Genomic DNA, 18,170 nt, shown 5'->3' with positions numbered 1-18,170 from the left:
ATACCCCTCTTACTCGATTTGGTCTTCGGAACCTTCCAGTTCAACCCTTATGCAGGCGATCTCGTATGGTTTGACTTCTACGATCATCTGGTTCCCGCTGATTTGAATCCGGTTCACATCCAATACCGGCTGTTCGTGTACATCTACGAGTTCGGCCTTCGCAATCGGACCGTGTAGGCGGAAGACAGCTCGCCCTTCCTTGCCCTCCGATTCGTAATAGCGGATAATGATGCCTGTTGTCCCGTCTTCCGGCATTTTCAAGGCAGTTATCGATACCGTGCCTTCCTCCACTCCGAAAAAGCTGTCTCTCTGCGGGAGCACCCCTAGGTGGGAAGTTCCGGATAATGCGTTCAAAGGGTGATTGTACCGATAGCCTAATTCAATGAGCTCTTGGTTGCTGGCATCCTTAAGCAGGCACAGGGCAAAACGGAAACGATGAATGCCTAGCTCTGGATAAGGATCTGGATCGTAGGAGCTGCGGATCAGGGATATATTGAGCGACTTATCGTGTCCCCGAAAACCGTATTTCGAGTCCGAAACCAACAGCACGGACGCCTCTCCGGATTCCGCATTAATGCCCATTGCCCATGAATTCGCGGGAACGTCCATATCCAGCGGTGTCCGCTCAATGACGCCATACGGCACATCGTATTTGAACGCGTTGCATTCATAGGCTAACGGAATATGAAACCCGAGCTGCGGGATTCCGTTGTCGGGATCCCCTCTTTCATGCCAATCGCACTCTAAGTCAAAGTTCAGAGAATGGCTCTCCTCGTCCAAACTAACGGTTACCTTCAAGACGGAATTCGCGAACGGAATTTCATAGGACAACGATTGCCGGATTTTATCCGGACCGATCGTAACATTCCTGATTTTCACGTTTTCGTTAAGGTTGTTAACGTTCTTATATCGGCCTACGTACCAAGCCGTCATTTCTTTGTCCGTATCTTCTTGGATCAATCGAAATAGGGCTGCGTTTGACCGCGAATCCGACTGTCCGATCATCTCCCGCCCCGTGCTCTTGTCAATTAAAGACACCAATGAGGCATCGTGCTTATCGAACAGCGCCCGAATCTTGCAGTTTTCAAGAACATAAGTCCCAGACGGCTTTTCTTTGCGTGGATCCGGATACGGAGGAGTCGGAATTTTCCTATCTCCCTCAGTCAATACATAGGTGCCGTAGCCGAATCCTGGAACTCGTGCATGAACGAGAACGGTCAAATAGTGATGGCCCCAATAATGATGGAAGCCGTGTCCGACGACCTGATAACGGACAGATTCACCCTGATCATCGGTCACCCGAATCGCTTCAACATCCCCCTGCCAATCCCAAATCGTAATCTCGGTCACTTCTTCACGCTCGAACGAAGCGGAATTGAAGAGATGGAAAATTCTCGTCTTGCCGGAGCCCCGTTCCACGTGACTGATTCGGTAACAGTCTGCGCGAAAGCCCACGCCCGCTCCCGCGGAAGTCGAATCTTGCGAATCGTTCTTTCCCTCGTGATACCCGGACGTATCTATTAAATCCGCGATTCCCTGCATAGCCAGCTTCCGAACGCTGTTCGCGGAAGCAATCGTATTTTGAAACAATCCCATCGCATGCTCTCGCGTGGCAACAACACCGGAACCAGGCAATATGTCATGAAATTGATTGAACAACACGTTTTTCCAAGCCTCGGAGAGCACCGTGTTCCGGTAAGTAAAATCCGTTTTTAATGCCGCAAAGGTACCGAACGCTTCGGCTTCGTTTAATGCGGCTTCCCCGAGACGGTTCGCCATCTTGATCCGGCTCTGGCTTGTATAACAGCCTGTGAATACGAAATTCCGTTCACCGGTAACCTCGGGAAGCCTATTAATGATAGAATCCGTGAGCCGGAAAAATTCCCGAAAGGTACCGAAGGCGACCGTAGGATAGATAGGCCAATTCGACATATCCATAATCCGCTCGATATCGCGCCTGGTCGGTCCGCCTCCATGATCGCCGACTCCGTACACTCTCAGCATCGTATCGATACCATGCCGGTCGCAAAATTCAGGCACGTACCAAGCCATTTGCGGAGTGATTTCCCCGTTGTACCACACAGGCTCACGGTACGCGGTGACGGCTCTGCCCGAAGGCGCGATCCATCGGTATAGCTGGTGCCCCTCATCTCCGCGGCAATGGTAATAGTATTTGACTCCTCCGTCCGTCAAAATCTCCGGCACATTGATGCTGTGGCCGAACGTATCGGGCTCGAAATCCAGATCGAACGACGCCGGATCAAGCTCCAGCAGCTCGGACAAATAACGCTTCGTATATAACAAATGCCGGGACAAGCTTTCTCCGTTCGGCATGTTTTTGTCGGCTTCCACCCAATGAGAGGCAGTCACTTCCCAACGCCCCTCTTTGATTCTACTTTTAATTTCTTCTAGCATTTCGGGAGCATGATCATCTACGATTTTATAGATGACGGCTTGGGATTGCGAGAAACGGAAATCGGGATACCGCCGCATCAATTCGAGCACTGTCCGAAATGTATCTAACGTAATGGACACCGTCTCATCCCAGCCCCACATCCAATTCATGTCGATATGGGCATGTCCTGCGCAAAGCATTCGATAACGTTTGGCCTCCGCTGACAGTTCTGTTAGTCTAATTTCCGTTTCAAGCGCGATTTCTTTCGTAATAACGCCTTGCTTCTCCACTTCATCTGCGAGGTCGTTGACCGCTTCCGTTAGCAGACCATCGAATTTGCCGTTATGAATCTCCGATAATTTCGCGGCATACCCGAGCTCGGAGAGAATTCTTTCGCTCCAATAATGTTTCGGCTGCGTCTTGTTCATATCTGCCAGCACGGATTCGAATTTTCTCATTGTCCCAACTTTCCTCTCCATTATCTCTCTCATATCTCCCTATCCTTTTACGGCTCCGGCCGTCATGCCTTTCATAACCTGCTCTTGAAGCAGCAAATAGATGAGGATGGTCGGAATCGCCGCTATTGCGATCGCAGCCATCGTAAGACCGTAGTTGGTCGAATATCCAGTCGTAAAGATGCTCAAGCTGAGAGGCAGTGTTTTCAGCGCATTATTGCTTATGAAAATCAATGCAAATGCGTAATCGTTCCAAAATTGCAAGAAGCTCAAAATGCCCGTTGTCGCAAGCGCCGGACGGGATACCGGCAACATGACGCGCCAGAAAATACCCCAAAGCCCATTGCCGTCCATCATCGCCGCTTCTTCCAAGTCCCGGGGAATCGAAGACATAAACGCGGATATGATAAAAATCGTCGTCGGCAGCGCAAAAGCGGTGTATGGGAATAGCAACGCCCCGTAACTGTTCAATATATGCATTTGTTTCATAAGGATAAATAACGGAACAAGCGTGCTATGAATCGGAATCAACATGCCTATCATAAACATGCCCATGACAACCGGCTTCAGCTTAAAGCGAAAACGGGCTACGATATAGGCACCCAAAGACCCAACCAGTAAAGTCAATAGAAGAGAAATCGAGGTTACGATGATCGAATTCAAGAAACCTTGGCCCATGTGCCCGACTGACCACGCACGCCTAAGATTTTCACCCATCCAATGTTCCGGAAGGCCGAAGGGCCTCAGAAAAAACTCTTGATCCGTCTTAAAGGCGCTGATGAGGAGCCATAAAAGAGGATACACAGTTAGCGCAGAATAAATCGTTAATAAGATAACAACAACGCGATTCGTTGATCGATTAATGATTCTGTTGTACGACTTTGCGGATTGCAACGTATTATTCATGCTGAAGGCTCCTCCTAGAACTGCCGTTGATCCCGTCGCAGAAGCAACTGACTGATGATGATGAACATAAAGCTGATGATGATCGTGACCGTGGAAATTGCGCTGCCGTATCCAAAGCGATAAATGTTAAAAGTGTTATTGTACATGTAGGTGGCCAGCAGCTCGGTCCCATGGGCCGGCCCTCCTCCAGTCATGACGAAAACCAAATCGAAGGCCTTCAAGCTTCCCGCGATGCACAGGATAACCGCCACCTGGATCGTGCCCCAAATCATTGGAAGGGTCACCGCGAACAGCTTCCTCGCGCCAGATGCGCCATCGATCTTCGCGGCGTCATCCACCTCTGCAGGAGTGTTGCTTAAAGCAGCCATAAATAAAAGCAAGTAAAGCCCGATATAGTTCCAAACAATGGGTACGGTCAAAGAATACATGGCGATATCCGGATCCCCAAGCCATTGCCTTTTCAGATTACCTAGTTGCAGCCAGTCCAAAGCAAAGTTCAGAATGCCCACCTGGGGATGATACATGTATTGCCAGATCATACCGATAACAACGGATGAAAGAACCATGGGCATGAAAATGGCTCCTCTAACGATCCTTTGGAAGAGGGACGTTTTTCTGAGCACGAGCGCCAGGATTAATGCGATCGGTACCTGCCCGAACACCGAAGCGGCAACGACGATCAGGTTGTTCTTTAACGCTTTCCAGAATACGGGATCGTCGAACACTTCCTTATAATTGTCAAGCTTTATGAACCTGGAATCCCCGATTCCCGACCAATCGTAGAAGCCGTAATAAACGGACCATATCATTGGCGCTATTACAAAGAGCAGGAATAAGGCTACCGAAGGAGCCAATCCAATAAAAATAAACCATCTTAAACGACCTGATGTTGGCATGTCTTCACCTCGCAAAAAGAGAAAAGCCCCCCTCTTGTAAGGAGGGCTTGCCGATAACCCGGCTTATTTACCCAGAGATTTGGCGACTGCGGCTTGAATTTTCTCGGCGATTTTCTGGGGATCGCCTCCGAGCAGCAATTCCTGCAATCCGTTATTAACCGCATCTGTTCCAGCCGAAGTTAAAGCTGCGTCGTATACCGGCGAGAATTCGAGAGTTCCGACCAATTGATTGACTTCCGCGAACAACGGCGAGACTTTGTCGGCAGGAACATCAACCTTGTAGCTGACCAATTTATTGTTCTCTACGCTCATTTTTTGGGCTTCCGGTCCAGACAATGCATAAACCAGCTCATACGCCGCCGCTTTTTTCGCTTCATCCATATTCGAGCTGATGGCCGGACCTGCGCCTACGACACCTGAAGTGGAGTTCGCTTTTCCTTTGCCCCCCGGGATCGCGGGCAAGATCGTAACATGCGTGGCATCGAGAATGTCTTTAGGAGATTGAGTGACCAAATTCGTAACCGCCCATGCGCCTTCGATAAACATGGCCGCTTTTCCTTGATTGTACAATTGCTCCTGCCCCACGTTATCGATGCTGATGAAACCATCCTGGAAAGCACCGATCTTGGCAAGTTCCTGCAAATAGGTCAACGATTTAACAAATTCGGGATCCGTAAATTTGGCGCCATTCTGGGCTGCCGCGTTCAGAAACCATTCGGTACCCGTCACGCGATCTGCAAGAGCACTCAAAATACAGGATTGAGCTAGCCAAGACCCTTTATCGCCGAGCGCAATCGGAATCACATTGTTCTTCTTGAAGATTTCCACCGCTTGCTTGAGCTCGTCCCAGGTTTGCGGAACTTTCACGCCATATTGATCAAAGAAGCTTTTATTGTAGTAGACTAGAGAGGTTGGCGTAAGCTCGGTCGGAATGCCGTAGATTTGGTTGTCGACCGTAAAGTCATTGAACGAATTGGCAAGGAAGCTGTTTTTCCACTCCGGCTTGCTGTCCAACAGGTCATTCAACGGTCTGACCGCTTTGCCGGCAACAAGCTCTTTAGTCATCGCTCCCGCCCACGCGAGGAATACGTCCGGCATCTCGTTGGCTGCCGCTGCCGTTTTCAAGCGGGTCTTGTACGCATCTTGAGGCATGGCTTGAATATCCAATGTAATGTTTGGATGATCTTCCTGAAATTGATCGATCAACTTCAAATAAGCTTTCGTCAGATTATCGTCACCCGTCCAAGTGTGCCAGAATGACAGCTTTACTTTCTCTGCCGGAGCTTCGGAGGCGTTGGAAGTATTGGAGGCCGTCGCGGTGTTTGTACCCGTTTCCGAGCCTGACTTATTATTGCTGCCGCAGGCCGTAACAGCCCCGATTACGATGACCAGCAACAAGGTTAGCATCAAAATCTTTTTCAATTCAATCTTCCCCTTTGACTTTTTGTATAAAACGCCACACTAATGTGATCGCTTTCATATTTGAATAATACATTCGATAGTTCATTTAGTCAATACATTTATTAGTGCATTTAATAATACATTTGTTCAGCCTGAATCATTCATCCATCTGTTCATTCCTAATGAAATGAGATACAATTAAATATAATATGACATTTAGGTGAGGAATGTATGGAGCAAAATAAAAAGCCATTGTATGTTCAAATTAGAGAATACATCAGGGAGCAAATCGACAGCGGCGTACTAAAGGAAGGAGACCAAATTCCGACCGAAGCGGAATTGATGGCTCACTTTAAAGTTAGCAGAGTGACCATAACGACGGCCATCAAGCACTTGGTCAAAGAAGGATTGGTTTTCAGAATTGCCGGAAAAGGTACGTTTGTCAGAGCTTCGGATATGAATATGAACATGTATTTGGATAGTCCCCACGTCAAAGAGATAAACATCAAGATGATCGGCTTTATCATGCTCCCCTTTTGGGATTCTTTTACCTATCGCTTGCTTTACGGCGTTGAAGAAGCCTGCCGTGAAGCAGGCTATACCCTGATCGTGAAATCCGTTTTTACCCAAGGCGAGGAACAAACGGCAATACGCGAAATGGTTGCCGCCGGAGCGATGGGGCTTATCATATGCCCGGTAGACGGCGAATCGTATAATGATGAAATTCTGCAACTAAGATCCAGCAACTTCCCGTTCGTTCTAGTAGACCGATTCCTTCCCGGAATTCAAACCAATGCGGTCTATTCCGACCATTATCAAGGTGGGGGGATGGGAACGGAGTATTTGGCCAGCCTAGGTCATCGCAAAATCGGCATTGTTTCGTCTGTGAAATCGAAAACCTCGAGCGCAGAAGAACGCTTTCGGGGTTATCTGGACTTTGCACGCCACAAGATGCTTCAGGTCGAGCCGAGACATTGGTTAACCAGAATGGATGACGATATGCCTTACCATGATGAAATCAATTCAATGGATCACATCCGTGAATGGTTGACTAATAATCCGGATCTTACGGCCGTATTTGCCCTAAATCCCCTTGACGCGGTATACGTAGCCAAGGTGGCCGAATCCATGAATTTTCGAATTCCCGAGGATTTAGTTATTCTGTCTTTCGATGATCCGGGAATGCAGGATCTCCATCATCATTTTTTCGGTTTCATCGAACAAAATCTGGAAGAAGTCGGGACTCGTGCCGTTGACCTCTTAAGCGATACTATCCATGATCCCGCTACCTTACGACAAATCAAAATTCCGGTAACTCTTAGACCAGGTAATTCGACGGGGAATAAGGCCTTTATCGCTTATTCTGACAAGAGGTAGGGAGTTTAGGCAGCCCTCTCCGCATGAATAGAAAAAGTCCTGATGAGTTGAATCATCAGGACTTTTTCTATTGCTGTTTCAGACTATGCTAAACGGAATCTCCGGCATGCTGCAAAGGCTGCATCATCCATTTTTCTCCCCACTGGCGCATTTGCAGAAGAACCTTTCCATACTCCCTGCCGCTCTCCGTAAGGGAATATTCCACGCTGACGGGAACCGTCGGGAACACTTGGCGGTTTACGATTCCGCATTGCTCCAGATGTCGCAGGGTGTCCGTCAGTCGATCCAACCCTATGACGTATCGGATCCAGTCGATTTCTTCGTTATTAGTACGCGCAAAGGCAGTAACTTTGGTCAGTTTATATTTCCAAAAGCTGTTCTATGTGATCAGGATATCGTATCCAATAAAGGTAAAGGCGGGAAAAGAGCAATGCGCGTTTACCCGTCTTGGGACAATCCTACGAGCCGTCAGGCTCAAAAAACTCAGAGATGGCAGTTGGAATATTTCCTAGAGATACCTGTGGATGCCCCTGTAAACTTTGTTCGTGCTCAAATGCTTTACAGTACCACATCGTTAGCGGAAATCTGATCCAGGGTTTTCACCAATCGAGCGAACAGCGAGACAAAACCAATCGATTGCTTTGTCATTGACGTCCAGTTCATGCGAACCATGGAAAATCTCCCTTGACAATCGATCCCCGACGTTCAACTGATCGTATAATGCAGCCACTTTGTCCATTTCTTTGATCGCATGTTTATAATCAAATAAATCGTCATTTTTTCCTACCTCGATATGAAGAACACGAGGACAAATCAATCCGCAAACTTCCGCATCCAAAAAGGTATTGCCCGAGTTGAACCATGTAAAATCCGGCCAATCGTAAACAAAGCGGTCATTTATAAAGCAAGAGGAGTATGCCGCCTTTATTCGGGTATCTACAGCTGTCGCGAACAATGTATAAAACCCTCCGTACGATAACCCGATCATCCCGACTTTGGCAGCATTGATGTCATCCCGCGACAGCAAATAGTCTAGGCATTTTTGAATTTTATAAATTTCCAAGGCGGCAATTGAACTGCCAATTTGCTTTAATTGTTTATCCATATTGATTCTATCGTATTTCGGACCGTAATCCTCTTGATTCCACAGCAGCAATTGCGGAGCAAAGACAGCCATCCCTCGACTTAGTATTCTACGGGTCATATCGTTGTAGTTCGTTTGGCCGTATAAACCGGAACACAGCTCAGGAGTGCCTTGTCCTCCATGCTGCGAAATAACAAGAGGGTGCGGCCCTTCGCCGTGAGGCAAAAATAATAGACCGTATGCCGTCAACTGATCCCCGGCCTCGACCTCGACCCGAAATATTTTCCCCAAACCGTCCTCAGCCACAAAAACGACTTCCGCCTTAGGTACCGGTAATGAGTGAGACGGTACGTTCAAGGGCCATCCCAGCATCGCCCTGAATTTCCTGCGATAGTTTTCAATATCGTTTTCATACGCGGACACCGAGGTCGTATCGGGCCGAAAAAAAGCACGCCTTTGCTCTTCAGCGGAAATACGCAGCCGCTCAATCAGCAAATCAAACTCCGCTTTTTGTTTTTCGCGGTACAGATTGCCTATCTCGGGCTTTTCCTGGTAAAGGTTATTGTATTGATCGCTCATGTCCATCTCTCTCCTTCTTCACTTTCAGACTATACGAAAAAAAGATCGCTGTCTTTGCAGATTCTATTTGACTTGATCCGTTTTTGCCGGCTATTTTTCTTTGCTTAATCTGAATTCGTTGCGTTTGTTTTGCACAGAATTGACTTTTAGCGTCATGAGATATAGCGATGGCGAGCGGCAATGCGATTGGAATCGTCATTCATCAGGACTGGCTGGAGCAGATCGTGATGTAATATCCGTCTAAATCGCGCAATGTAAATTCGTTGTGCCCCGCTAATGGATTGAAATGAGGTCCTTCCTCGATTTTTGTTGCAAGGGCTTGCGCTCTTTCCCATGCTTTGTCGAAATTGTCTACGCGAAAAAAGAGCAACAGTCCGTTCCCCGCTTTCCTTGATCAGGACTCATTAACGACGGATGATCATGATCACCCCAGTGATGCAGGCAAAGCAGAATTGTTCCATCTGTATCTACAAGCTGATCAAATACACTGCCGTTGCCAATGTCATGTGTATTTTTACAATCCAGCAGCGACTGGTACCACTTCGAGCTTGCTTCTACATTGTCCACTGCAATAATAGGCTCTGTGCGTATCACTCGATTACACTTCCTTTAATATTAAAGTAGATGTCCAAAATAAGTATAAGACTAATCGGGTCTAATAAACAGAAAACCAGTCGGAACACGAAAGTGTTAGACTGGTTTTCTATTTATTCAGCGAACGATAGTCCCTTATCGGCGAGTGCTTGACGGATCAAACCCAACGCTTTTGGTCCCATACCATGCAACTTCAGAACCTCGGCCTCGCTGATCGTCGTGAACTGTTCAAGCCGCGAGTATCCCGCCCCAGCGAGTGCTCGTTGTGCCGGCTTGCTTATCCCTGTCGGAAGATCGCTTTCAAGATTTGATTCATTGATTTTTGCCAACGCTATCTCTCCTTTCACCAGAATAGTGATTTCTGTCTGCTGATTGTAAATTCCTCTTTCTCTATTATAGCAGGTTAAATATATTCATTACGCGAACTTTAATGGTATATTATTACACGAAACGAATAATAAATACACATGATTAAGGAGGAAATTATGAAAACGTTTCGATTAAGAATGTCTTACTTGCTCATTGCAAGCTTATTGGTCATGCTCTTCGTCCCCCAGATTGCCCATGCGGAAGAAGCAACAGAACCAACACCCATTATCAGTGGCGTGAGTCCGGCGGACGGCGCAATGATTACCGAAAGCTTTACGCTCATCAGCTTCGGGCTAGGGATTCCACTGGCTGATACGGGCTCGATCATTATCATGGTTGATAACCAGATTATAGACCCAAATCAAGTCAATTATATGCATGGTTTGATGTTTACGTATCGCGATGGTTTGCAAAACGGAACTCATTCCTTAATCATCCGTGTCTTAGATCGTGATATGAATTTATTGAAGGAATACAGCGGAAACTTCAACGTCCGGCTTTCGATATGGAAAGGCGGCAACTTGGAAGCAGCGAATATCGAGTCGACTTCGCTCCATTTATCCTGGACGCCTGCTGATGAGAGCTTGGGTTACAGAATATATGGCAATAGCATACTCCTTGGAGCCGTTAACGGAAATATAACTTCATTTGATGCAACGGACCTGTACCCAAAGACCACATATAACTTTAAGGTGGAGGCAGAGCGCTCTGACGGCAGTTGGACGACGGACGGCCCTGCCCTTACTGTGACAACATTTCCTCAGGATCGTATAAACCCGATTATCGAATCCGTGTCTCCCGCTGATGGCGACGAATTAACGACGGCCTGGCCGAAGATCACGGCCAAAGCATATGATGAGGACTCCGGTATAAATTTAAGCATGAGTATGGTCGGAGTCGACGATAAGATTGTGCCGTTCAGCTATGACGAGGCATCTAAGACGCTGACCGCGATTGCCCCCAGATTGCCAAGCGGCACTCATTCCCTTCTGATCTTTGTCACGGATAACGACGGTAATAAAACGCAGTACACCAGCAGCTTTACCGTAAAATACGAAACGGGGGAGCCGTTCCTGGAACGGAGCAGCAAGCTTCGTGCCGCTCTTGACGCAGGCGATCCAGCAGATGCTGAGGATGTGCGCAGACTGAGTTCCGAGTTTGCCGAATTGGACGAGATAAACGACCAGTCCTTGATTGATCCGATCTGGAACAAAATCAAACTCATGCTGCCTGAATCCGTTGACAAGGCTCAGTTGAAAAGGCAGCTGTTTCATATCATTGTGACGATTGGTTCGCTCCCATACGATCAACAGGAATCCGGGTTAAAAGCCATCTTGTCTGATCCTGAGTTTCTGCGGACATTGAAAACGATAGCATCGGCAGGTGGAGAAACGAACCTGACGATGGAGGATATTCTTTCGTTCATTTTCGGGGATGGCAACAATCTTAGAGGGATCGAAGGTCATGTTCTTTATTATGTTTCGCAATTGTCTCCCATCGAACTGTTCGGTCTTCTAGGCGATAATCAGAAAATGATGGACGTCCTGATGAAAGCAATAACGAACCAGCTTAGTCAAACAACCTATTACAAAATCAGCTCGATTTTGAGAAATCTTAACGTCACTGCTCATGATATTCAGTCGACATTACTGAATTTCCAACAAAAGCTGAATCATGACGGGCCAGCCGTTCATGCAATGACGTTTGCCTATATCCGCTTAATGGCGCAGGAATCGGTTAAAGTTAGCAGCGATGGCTATGAGCACAGTTACAGCTTGAAAGTTGCCTCCATTGACATTCCGCCGCAAGCGCTAATATGGAAGAAGGTATCCGGAAGCTCCCAATTCAGTATCACGCCAGACGGCGTCGTCTCGATTCCTGAAGAGGCGTATACTGCAACCGCGGTTATTCAAGCGGCGCTCGTCAATCCCTATAGCGGAGTGAATAAAGTTATTTTCCAGAAAGAAGTGACCATAACCGCTGACAGAGACCCAACCGTAATTTTTCAGAGCATTATGAAAACTTTCGAAAGCAAGCTGGGCGAAGTCCAAAGCAAGCTTAACGTTGCGACAACGCTCGAAGAGCAAACACTGTTGTTTCTAGACTTAGTGAATACGGGAAAAGTGGCGATCGAGCAGATCAAACCGTTAAGTCTATCCGAAGCAGTCATAACGGATGCCATTGAAACGATAACTAACGGGCTTGTGGAAGCGGTCAGCAGTTTGCTAGTCTTCTAAGCTGCTGCTTGCCGCCAAGTAGACGAAAGAGGCTGTCTCAAATTACCATAGCCGCTCGGCCATGGAAGTTTGAGATAGCCTCATCAAATTACTCTGTGAAAAACTCCGTCAGTACCGGGGAATGACTGTATTCATGTGACTCTCCGAGCCGCCTGTCGTGCCACTGACATTAGCCATACGGAATAGGCTATCATCACGAGCCGGTTGGGCCAACCGATTAATACGTCAGGGCCGAATTTACCACCATTTTGCGATAGCGTCACAGCCAATATCACAACCATCAGGAGTAGACTCATCCAAATGAAATTGGCAGACCATATGAGCGATCTCCTAGCCGGTAACCACGATGAACTTCTTGCCAAACTACGGCTGATGAGTATGGCAGCAATCGTCATACCGGGGATGCCGATCATCGCAGCCAATCCATGAAGATTGCTGTAGGGTATCACTGAATGTGAGAAACGATGTGGTGTGTTACAACCCATTATTACTCGTTACCGGACGTTACAAGAACCCAATAGAATCAAGGAGTGTGCGTGTGTGAGTGTGTTCAAATAGGCGAAGAGGACGATTTTCCGGAGTGCGACAAAACCCGGCGAATCGTCCTCTTATTTATGCTCGTTGATGAAATAGTCACACGCCACCGGCATCGAAGTGAGAAAACGTTAGAACCCGTGTTACTACGGCGTTAATAGCGTTATTAGGCTCAAAAAAATGAAGGTAATCACGTCAAAACCTGTTCTTTTTCGTAGATTATTATCGGAACTGATTATCGGAAACTGATTGGATTTTCGGAACGAGTAATAAATCCAATAACGGCGCGGGTTTATCGGAATAATCTCTGAAAATTCTATAGCTTATTATCGGAACTGATTTTATAGCTCATCCAGCAGCAAATTTGAGGCCTGTAATGGCGAAATGATATCGACGATTACTCCTAATATCCTCATATTCCTCTCGCGGGGATCGTAAATCATGGTGTTCATCCCATCATTTTCTGAAACTAAATGAGCCAGTCCCCCGACTTTACGAAATCTTTTGATTGTAACTCCATCATCCACCATAACAAGGGCGATTTCATTATCGTCAACACTCTCTTGCTGTCTAACGACAACATACCCCCCGTCCTCAATTCCTACATTAATCATCGAATCGCCATCCACTTTCACAGCAAAGCAATTACGATATTTATCACCTACTCGTATGTAACCTTCAATAAATCTCACCAATTCGATAGGAACGCCAGCTGCTGCTCGACCGAGAACAGGTATCGCACTTGGAGTAGAATATGAGGCTGGGGATTCTTGAATTAGTGGTGTTACTTCTGAGGGGCTTGTGTAAAAATTTTGGGTTGTCACGATGTTATCTGACGAATTATTAAGTTGATTCTTCTGGAAAAGAGCAAGCTGAATGTAACGATCGATAAATTCTTGATCCTTACTATCGAGTGATTTGATTAAAGTCTCAAAATGGGAAACTGATTCCCATTTTTCCTCAAAAAAATTTGCTGATTCTCCCTGCTTTTTTTCAGCGTGTGTCTCCTCCCCTTTTAAAATCCAATCCGTTGTAACATCGAAAAAATTCGATAGTGCAATTATGTAATTTCCGCCCGGTACACTCTTATTCTTTTCCCATTTGTCGGCACTGCCCCCGGATGCTCCTATTGCATTTTCAAGTTTTCCCATAGAAAGGTTTTTAGAGTCACGCAAAAACTTGATCCTTTCACCAATAGTGTTCATATACCTCACCCCTTACATGAAATAATCGACAAACACATGAAATTTTAAGTAATCACATGATATTTTCTACAAAACGCTTGATATTACATGATATTTTCAGTATGATATGACTGTGGTAATCAGATTCCCAACTGAATTATATCAGTAAACCTGAATACCTGCTATGGCTAAGATTGTCGAAAAAGGAAGGTGATAGGATGGCGCGTAAAATGCCAATCACATCATTCGGATGGGCTATCAAAGAGCGGTTGGCCGCACTGAAAATGGATCAACGTAGATTCTGCGAAGAAAATGACATCCCACAAAGCCGATTAGCTGAATTAATCAGCGGATCACGCAAAGCGACGCGTTACAGAAAAAAAGTAGAAACCGCTCTGGGATTAAGTTTTCCCGAGAGGCAGGCAAAGTAACCATAAGGGGTTGATTCCATGGCAGAGAAGAAAATGTTAGTACCTGAGTTCGTTTCATGGGCTAACGCGACACAGATTTGGTACGAACATTGTCCGGATATTAAAGAGCCTCGGAAAACTGCTTTACTACAAAGCGATATTGAAGCTATGAATCGTCTTTCAGGAATGGCCGAACCAATTTTAATTGAGATTGGACAAGTATCTTTGGATATTGAATCGCTAGAAAGTCGTCGGAGATATCTCTCGGTTCTGTATAAGGAATTAGAAAATCAGTTTAATGAGCATCGCGAGTCCTACACGAAAAGAATCGCTGTGAGGAATGAAAAATGAAGAAAATCAGAAAGGCAAAGGGCTGGAGCATTTATGAAGCAAAGGCAGGCGAAAATGACGGTTACCGTTACGCAGCCTTTTTGCCAGATGAAAGCCCAAACGAGATGTGCTCGCCGGAATGGCAAGCAGACTCAATGAACGAGATTATCGACTTCATCGAGAGCTACTGAAAGGAGGGAACACATGCAACCTGTACTGACCGTCACAAATTTGGCTAGCTTGATGGGCGTGTCCGATCGCCTTATTCGTAAGAAGATCAACGATGGTGAATTTAAGGCAACGCGATCACAGACTGCAGAAGGTAAAGGCCGCCCTGGCTACGTCGTACACGTGTCCTCCCTCCCGGTCGAAGTGCAGCGTAAGTACTGGACAAGCAATAGCGAAGTGACGCCAGTAGTGGCTGATCAAGAACCAACCAAGGTTGGAGTGGCGAACAAGCCTATATCCGGAATCAGTTACACGCTAGCGGAACTAAAGCACGCCGTTGGTGCCGAGAGGTTTGAGGAAATGCTGGCCGAGGCCGAATGCAAGGTAAGCATCATCGAACAGGCGCTTAATCCGCCACGCGCTGTCGAACGAACTGCATGGATTAATCAATTGGCCGCACAGTACGGTAAAAGTCCAGCCACGTTGTACCGAGATATCGAGAAATTTCAGGAATGGGGGATTTTGGGGCTCATGCGGAAATCGCGACTGCTGACGCAAGGGCCGCAGCGTACATCAATTGACTTGGAAGTCGAGCGGTTTATGCGTGCGAAGTATCTAGATCGACGTAAGTCCAAACCGGCACACATTTACCGGGAAACAACTCGTTTCTGTGAGACGAATGGTTACAAGGTGCCGTCGCGTGCAAGCGTGTTCCGATATTTCTCCGATATGGAAGATTTCGAACCAGACTTATGCTGCCTAGCTCGTGAAGGTAACGAAGCTTATATGAAGAAATTTGCCGAAAAGGCAACGCGCAAGGAACCAGATTTCGTTAACCAAGTTTGGGAAGGCGACCATCACAAGCTGGATTTGTTCATTAGCTATCAAGGCCGCGCAGTTCGGCCGTGGATCACCGTTTGGTTTGATGTATGTTCTCGGACGGTCGTTGGTTGGTGCTTATCGATTAACGCGAATGGCCGTACGATCGCACTGGCTCTCCGTCATGCGATGCTTCCTAAGAAGATACTTAACGAAGACGGCACTGAAGATACGCTGGAGATCGGCGGCATGCCGGGCATGCTCTACATCGATAATGGTGAGGATTACAAAGCTCAAGTACGGGCTGGAAAAAAGCATGAGGATTGGGAGCTATCTAGGGAGACTCGAAGCATCTGTGCCTCGCAAAATATTAAAGTGCAATTTGCAACGCCGTATCACCCATGGGCGAAAGGTCACGTTGAGCGGTTTTTCGGAACTTTCACCGACCAATTTACCCGATATCAACCGGGTTGGTGCGGAGCCAACAATAAGGCTAGGCCGGAAGATTTCGATGAGAAGAAGCTAAATGCAAAAGGTGAGTTGCTCGACTTGGACGAGCTAACGGTTAAAGTTGAAGCGTATTTGTACGACTACCACTCAACCGAACATCGTACGATCGGTACAACGCCGTTGCAGAAGCATTTCTCGACATCAAAGATTCGGGAAGGATTTGCGGATGAACGCGCACTCGATATTTGCCTCATGGATATTGAGCAAGCATCGGTTACGGCAAATGGTATTGAGCGCTTCGGTACAAGAGGACGCCGCCGGTGGTACTCGCATGAGAAGCTGCCAGCGTATGCTGGTCAGAAGGTCATCATAAGGTACGATCCCAATCGGATCGGTGAGTTGCTCATCTTCCATCCAAAGAGCGGGAAATACCTCTTCACTGCTACGAACAAAGAGCTCCTCGACTTCAACGCTTCCCTTGACGACATCAAGGAATTCGAAAAACGTCGAGCACAGCGCAAGAAGCTCGTTAAACAGCTTATTACGGATACGAGAATCACCATCGAATCGGTTACGGATGAGCGCAAAATGTCGGGTACTCGGGTTTCCAGCGGCGCTAGTGCAACTGGTAAAGGGAACGTCCGTACGATGCTCGGCACTGAACAAGTGGTCAAGCAGCGCGAGGATCAAGCCAAATCAACGATATCGAAGCGTTCGGATAAGCCGATCAGCGCATTTGATGCCTATATTCTGCGTGAAGGTACGGAAGGTTAATCTAGCAATTTCAATCAACTTTAGGGGGAATAACGCATGGGAATAGCACAAATTGTGAACGTCGATGAAGGTTTATCAAAAGAAAGAACCCTCCTCCAGAAGCTTGTTCAGGAAGAGGGCGTAAAGATCGTAGATGTTGCTCAGGCCCTAGGAAAGTCTCGGAGCACCATCTCCCTCTATATTACCGGAAAATACAAGGAGACAGAAGACCTACGTGAAAAAGCCAGAAATTACCTCGTGACTTTAGGCATGTGGGAGCACGATTCTACCGAACCGGCAGCGGCCATCCAAATTGATTACATAACGACCGCTGATGCCCTTCCATTCATCGAGACTACCGATGTGAAGCGTATGCGCTACGTGTTGAAAAAGGCTGCGACAAAGCTGAAATTTGGCATTATCGCTGGCGATCCGGGTCTAGGCAAAACTGAAACGCTGAAAAAATACATGTTCAGTAACCCCGGAAGCGCGATCTATATTCGCTGCAAATCCACGCATACGGTTAAGAGCTTGCTGCAGGAGCTCGCCGATGAGCTAGGACTCCCCGACACAGGATCGGCAAACCAATTAAACCGACGTATTGTGAAGCAGCTTAAGCGAAGCCCGCACTTCCTCATATTTGATGAGGCCGACCTGCTGAAGTCTGTCGACAAGTACGAAGCCCTCCGAGACATCTACGATGAGGCTGGCAATGTTGGCATTGCCCTGACTGGAAACTTAGCTTTAGCCGAGATGTTCCTTGATTTTGCGGAATTACGTCCCGAATTGAAACGCCTTGCCGACCGAGCTCCTTTCCACCAACGATTGCTTGGGCCTAACCGTGAGGAGGTTGAGCAATTGCTCGAAAGTGTTAATCTCACAAACGGAGCACGCAAGCTCATGGTTCAAATTGCACTGAATCCGCGTAAAGGCGGTCTTCGAAATTGCGTTGAGATTCTAGATGTGCTGCTTGATATGACGGAAGGTCAACCAATTACGGAGGAAATGGTGCTCGATATCGGTCAAATTAACCTCAACGCGAATGCGTAAGGAGCGAATCAAGATGCAATTATTCATTGTACGTTTTTTCCAACGTCTTCTCAGGGTAGCTTGCCCCCGTGTTTCACGGGTTGTTACCGATACGCTCCAATCTCATCCTGTCAAACATAAGTGGCAACCGTATGACATAAAGATCGATGCTCCTGTAAAGGACTGTAAGTCGCTGATTT

The 18,170-nt window shown here is 47.0% G+C and carries 16 protein-coding genes and 1 pseudogene; 9 read left to right on the top strand and 8 right to left on the bottom strand.

Features of this window, described 5'->3' with window-relative positions:
- Positions 1-9: 9 nt before the first annotated feature.
- From K7P76_RS28850 to K7P76_RS28835, 4 genes are all read right to left on the bottom strand, one after another.
- The gene (locus K7P76_RS28850) at positions 10-2,853 is read right to left on the bottom strand and encodes an alpha-mannosidase (protein WP_232189534.1); all 2,844 of its coding nucleotides are present in this window, start codon (positions 2,851-2,853) and stop codon (positions 10-12) included.
- Between the two features lie 39 nt (positions 2,854-2,892).
- The gene (locus tag K7P76_RS28845) at positions 2,893-3,756 is read right to left on the bottom strand and encodes a carbohydrate ABC transporter permease (RefSeq protein ID WP_232189533.1); all 864 of its coding nucleotides are present in this window, start codon (positions 3,754-3,756) and stop codon (positions 2,893-2,895) included.
- Positions 3,757-3,770: 14 nt separating this feature from the next.
- Complete coding sequence (locus tag K7P76_RS28840) at positions 3,771-4,652, bottom strand: carbohydrate ABC transporter permease (protein ID WP_232189532.1); 882 nt, start codon at positions 4,650-4,652, stop codon at positions 3,771-3,773.
- A gap of 63 nt (positions 4,653-4,715) precedes the next feature.
- Entirely contained in the window at positions 4,716-6,074 is a 1,359-nt protein-coding gene (locus K7P76_RS28835; RefSeq protein WP_232189531.1) for an extracellular solute-binding protein, read from the bottom strand.
- A gap of 210 nt (positions 6,075-6,284) precedes the next feature.
- Between K7P76_RS28835 and K7P76_RS28830 the strand changes: the two genes are divergently transcribed.
- Complete coding sequence (locus K7P76_RS28830; protein WP_232189530.1) at positions 6,285-7,430, top strand: GntR family transcriptional regulator; 1,146 nt, start codon at positions 6,285-6,287, stop codon at positions 7,428-7,430.
- Between the two features lie 88 nt (positions 7,431-7,518).
- Here the strand turns inward: K7P76_RS28830 and K7P76_RS28825 are convergent.
- Positions 7,519-7,713, bottom strand: a pseudogene (locus K7P76_RS28825) (winged helix-turn-helix transcriptional regulator); the annotation flags it as partial.
- On the opposite strand from K7P76_RS28825, the gene K7P76_RS28820 reads away from it, so the two are divergent.
- On the top strand, positions 7,690-8,019 hold the full coding sequence (locus K7P76_RS28820; RefSeq protein WP_232189529.1) for a MepB family protein: 330 nt from the start codon (positions 7,690-7,692) through the stop codon (positions 8,017-8,019). The pseudogene K7P76_RS28825 and the gene K7P76_RS28820 sit on opposite strands and share 24 nt — an antisense overlap.
- Here the strand turns inward: K7P76_RS28820 and K7P76_RS28815 are convergent.
- Positions 8,005-9,093 (bottom strand): alpha/beta hydrolase family protein, encoded by a 1,089-nt coding sequence (locus K7P76_RS28815; protein WP_232189528.1) that lies wholly within the window; start codon positions 9,091-9,093, stop codon positions 8,005-8,007. The genes K7P76_RS28820 and K7P76_RS28815 overlap by 15 nt on opposite strands.
- A 707-nt stretch (positions 9,094-9,800) precedes the next feature.
- Positions 9,801-10,016: a helix-hairpin-helix domain-containing protein gene (locus K7P76_RS28810; RefSeq protein ID WP_232189527.1), complete on the bottom strand. Its 216-nt coding sequence runs from the start codon at positions 10,014-10,016 to the stop codon at positions 9,801-9,803.
- A gap of 156 nt (positions 10,017-10,172) precedes the next feature.
- Between K7P76_RS28810 and K7P76_RS28805 the strand changes: the two genes are divergently transcribed.
- Positions 10,173-12,293: a fibronectin type III domain-containing protein gene (locus K7P76_RS28805; protein ID WP_232189526.1), complete on the top strand. Its 2,121-nt coding sequence runs from the start codon at positions 10,173-10,175 to the stop codon at positions 12,291-12,293.
- A 300-nt stretch (positions 12,294-12,593) separates the two neighbouring features.
- Positions 12,594-12,722, top strand: coding sequence for a hypothetical protein (locus K7P76_RS33320; protein WP_255678880.1), 129 nt, complete (start codon positions 12,594-12,596; stop codon positions 12,720-12,722).
- 446 nt (positions 12,723-13,168) lie between these two features.
- On the opposite strand, the gene K7P76_RS28800 is transcribed toward K7P76_RS33320, so the two are convergent.
- On the bottom strand, positions 13,169-14,032 hold the full coding sequence (locus K7P76_RS28800) for a helix-turn-helix domain-containing protein (RefSeq protein WP_232189525.1): 864 nt from the start codon (positions 14,030-14,032) through the stop codon (positions 13,169-13,171).
- Positions 14,033-14,229: 197 nt separating this feature from the next.
- Between K7P76_RS28800 and K7P76_RS28795 the strand changes: the two genes are divergently transcribed.
- Genes K7P76_RS28795 through K7P76_RS28775 form a run of 5 tightly spaced genes read left to right on the top strand, consistent with a single transcriptional unit; the run spans position 14,230 to position 17,991 of the window.
- A complete protein-coding gene (locus K7P76_RS28795) occupies positions 14,230-14,442 on the top strand; it encodes an XRE family transcriptional regulator (RefSeq protein ID WP_232189524.1) in 213 nt (70 codons plus the stop codon).
- Positions 14,443-14,460: 18 nt separating this feature from the next.
- Complete coding sequence (locus K7P76_RS28790) at positions 14,461-14,772, top strand: hypothetical protein (protein ID WP_232189523.1); 312 nt, start codon at positions 14,461-14,463, stop codon at positions 14,770-14,772.
- Positions 14,769-14,942: a hypothetical protein gene (locus tag K7P76_RS28785; protein WP_232189522.1), complete on the top strand. Its 174-nt coding sequence runs from the start codon at positions 14,769-14,771 to the stop codon at positions 14,940-14,942. The genes K7P76_RS28790 and K7P76_RS28785 overlap by 4 nt, the downstream gene beginning before the upstream one ends.
- 13 nt (positions 14,943-14,955) lie before the next feature.
- Positions 14,956-16,962 carry a TnsB C-terminal domain-containing protein gene (locus K7P76_RS28780; RefSeq protein WP_232189521.1) on the top strand — a complete coding sequence of 669 codons (2,007 nt, stop codon included), beginning with the start codon at positions 14,956-14,958 and terminating at the stop codon, positions 16,960-16,962.
- Between the two features lie 36 nt (positions 16,963-16,998).
- Positions 16,999-17,991, top strand: a complete 993-nt coding sequence (locus K7P76_RS28775) for an AAA family ATPase (RefSeq protein ID WP_232189520.1) — start codon at positions 16,999-17,001, stop codon at positions 17,989-17,991.
- Positions 17,992-18,170: the final 179 nt, after the last annotated feature.

The organism is Cohnella silvisoli (assembly GCF_021190915.1).
Taxonomy (GTDB): domain Bacteria; phylum Bacillota; class Bacilli; order Paenibacillales; family Paenibacillaceae; genus Cohnella; species Cohnella silvisoli.
The sequence above is the reverse complement of the archived record's forward strand: the minus strand, read 5'-3'. Positions and strand labels throughout refer to the sequence as shown.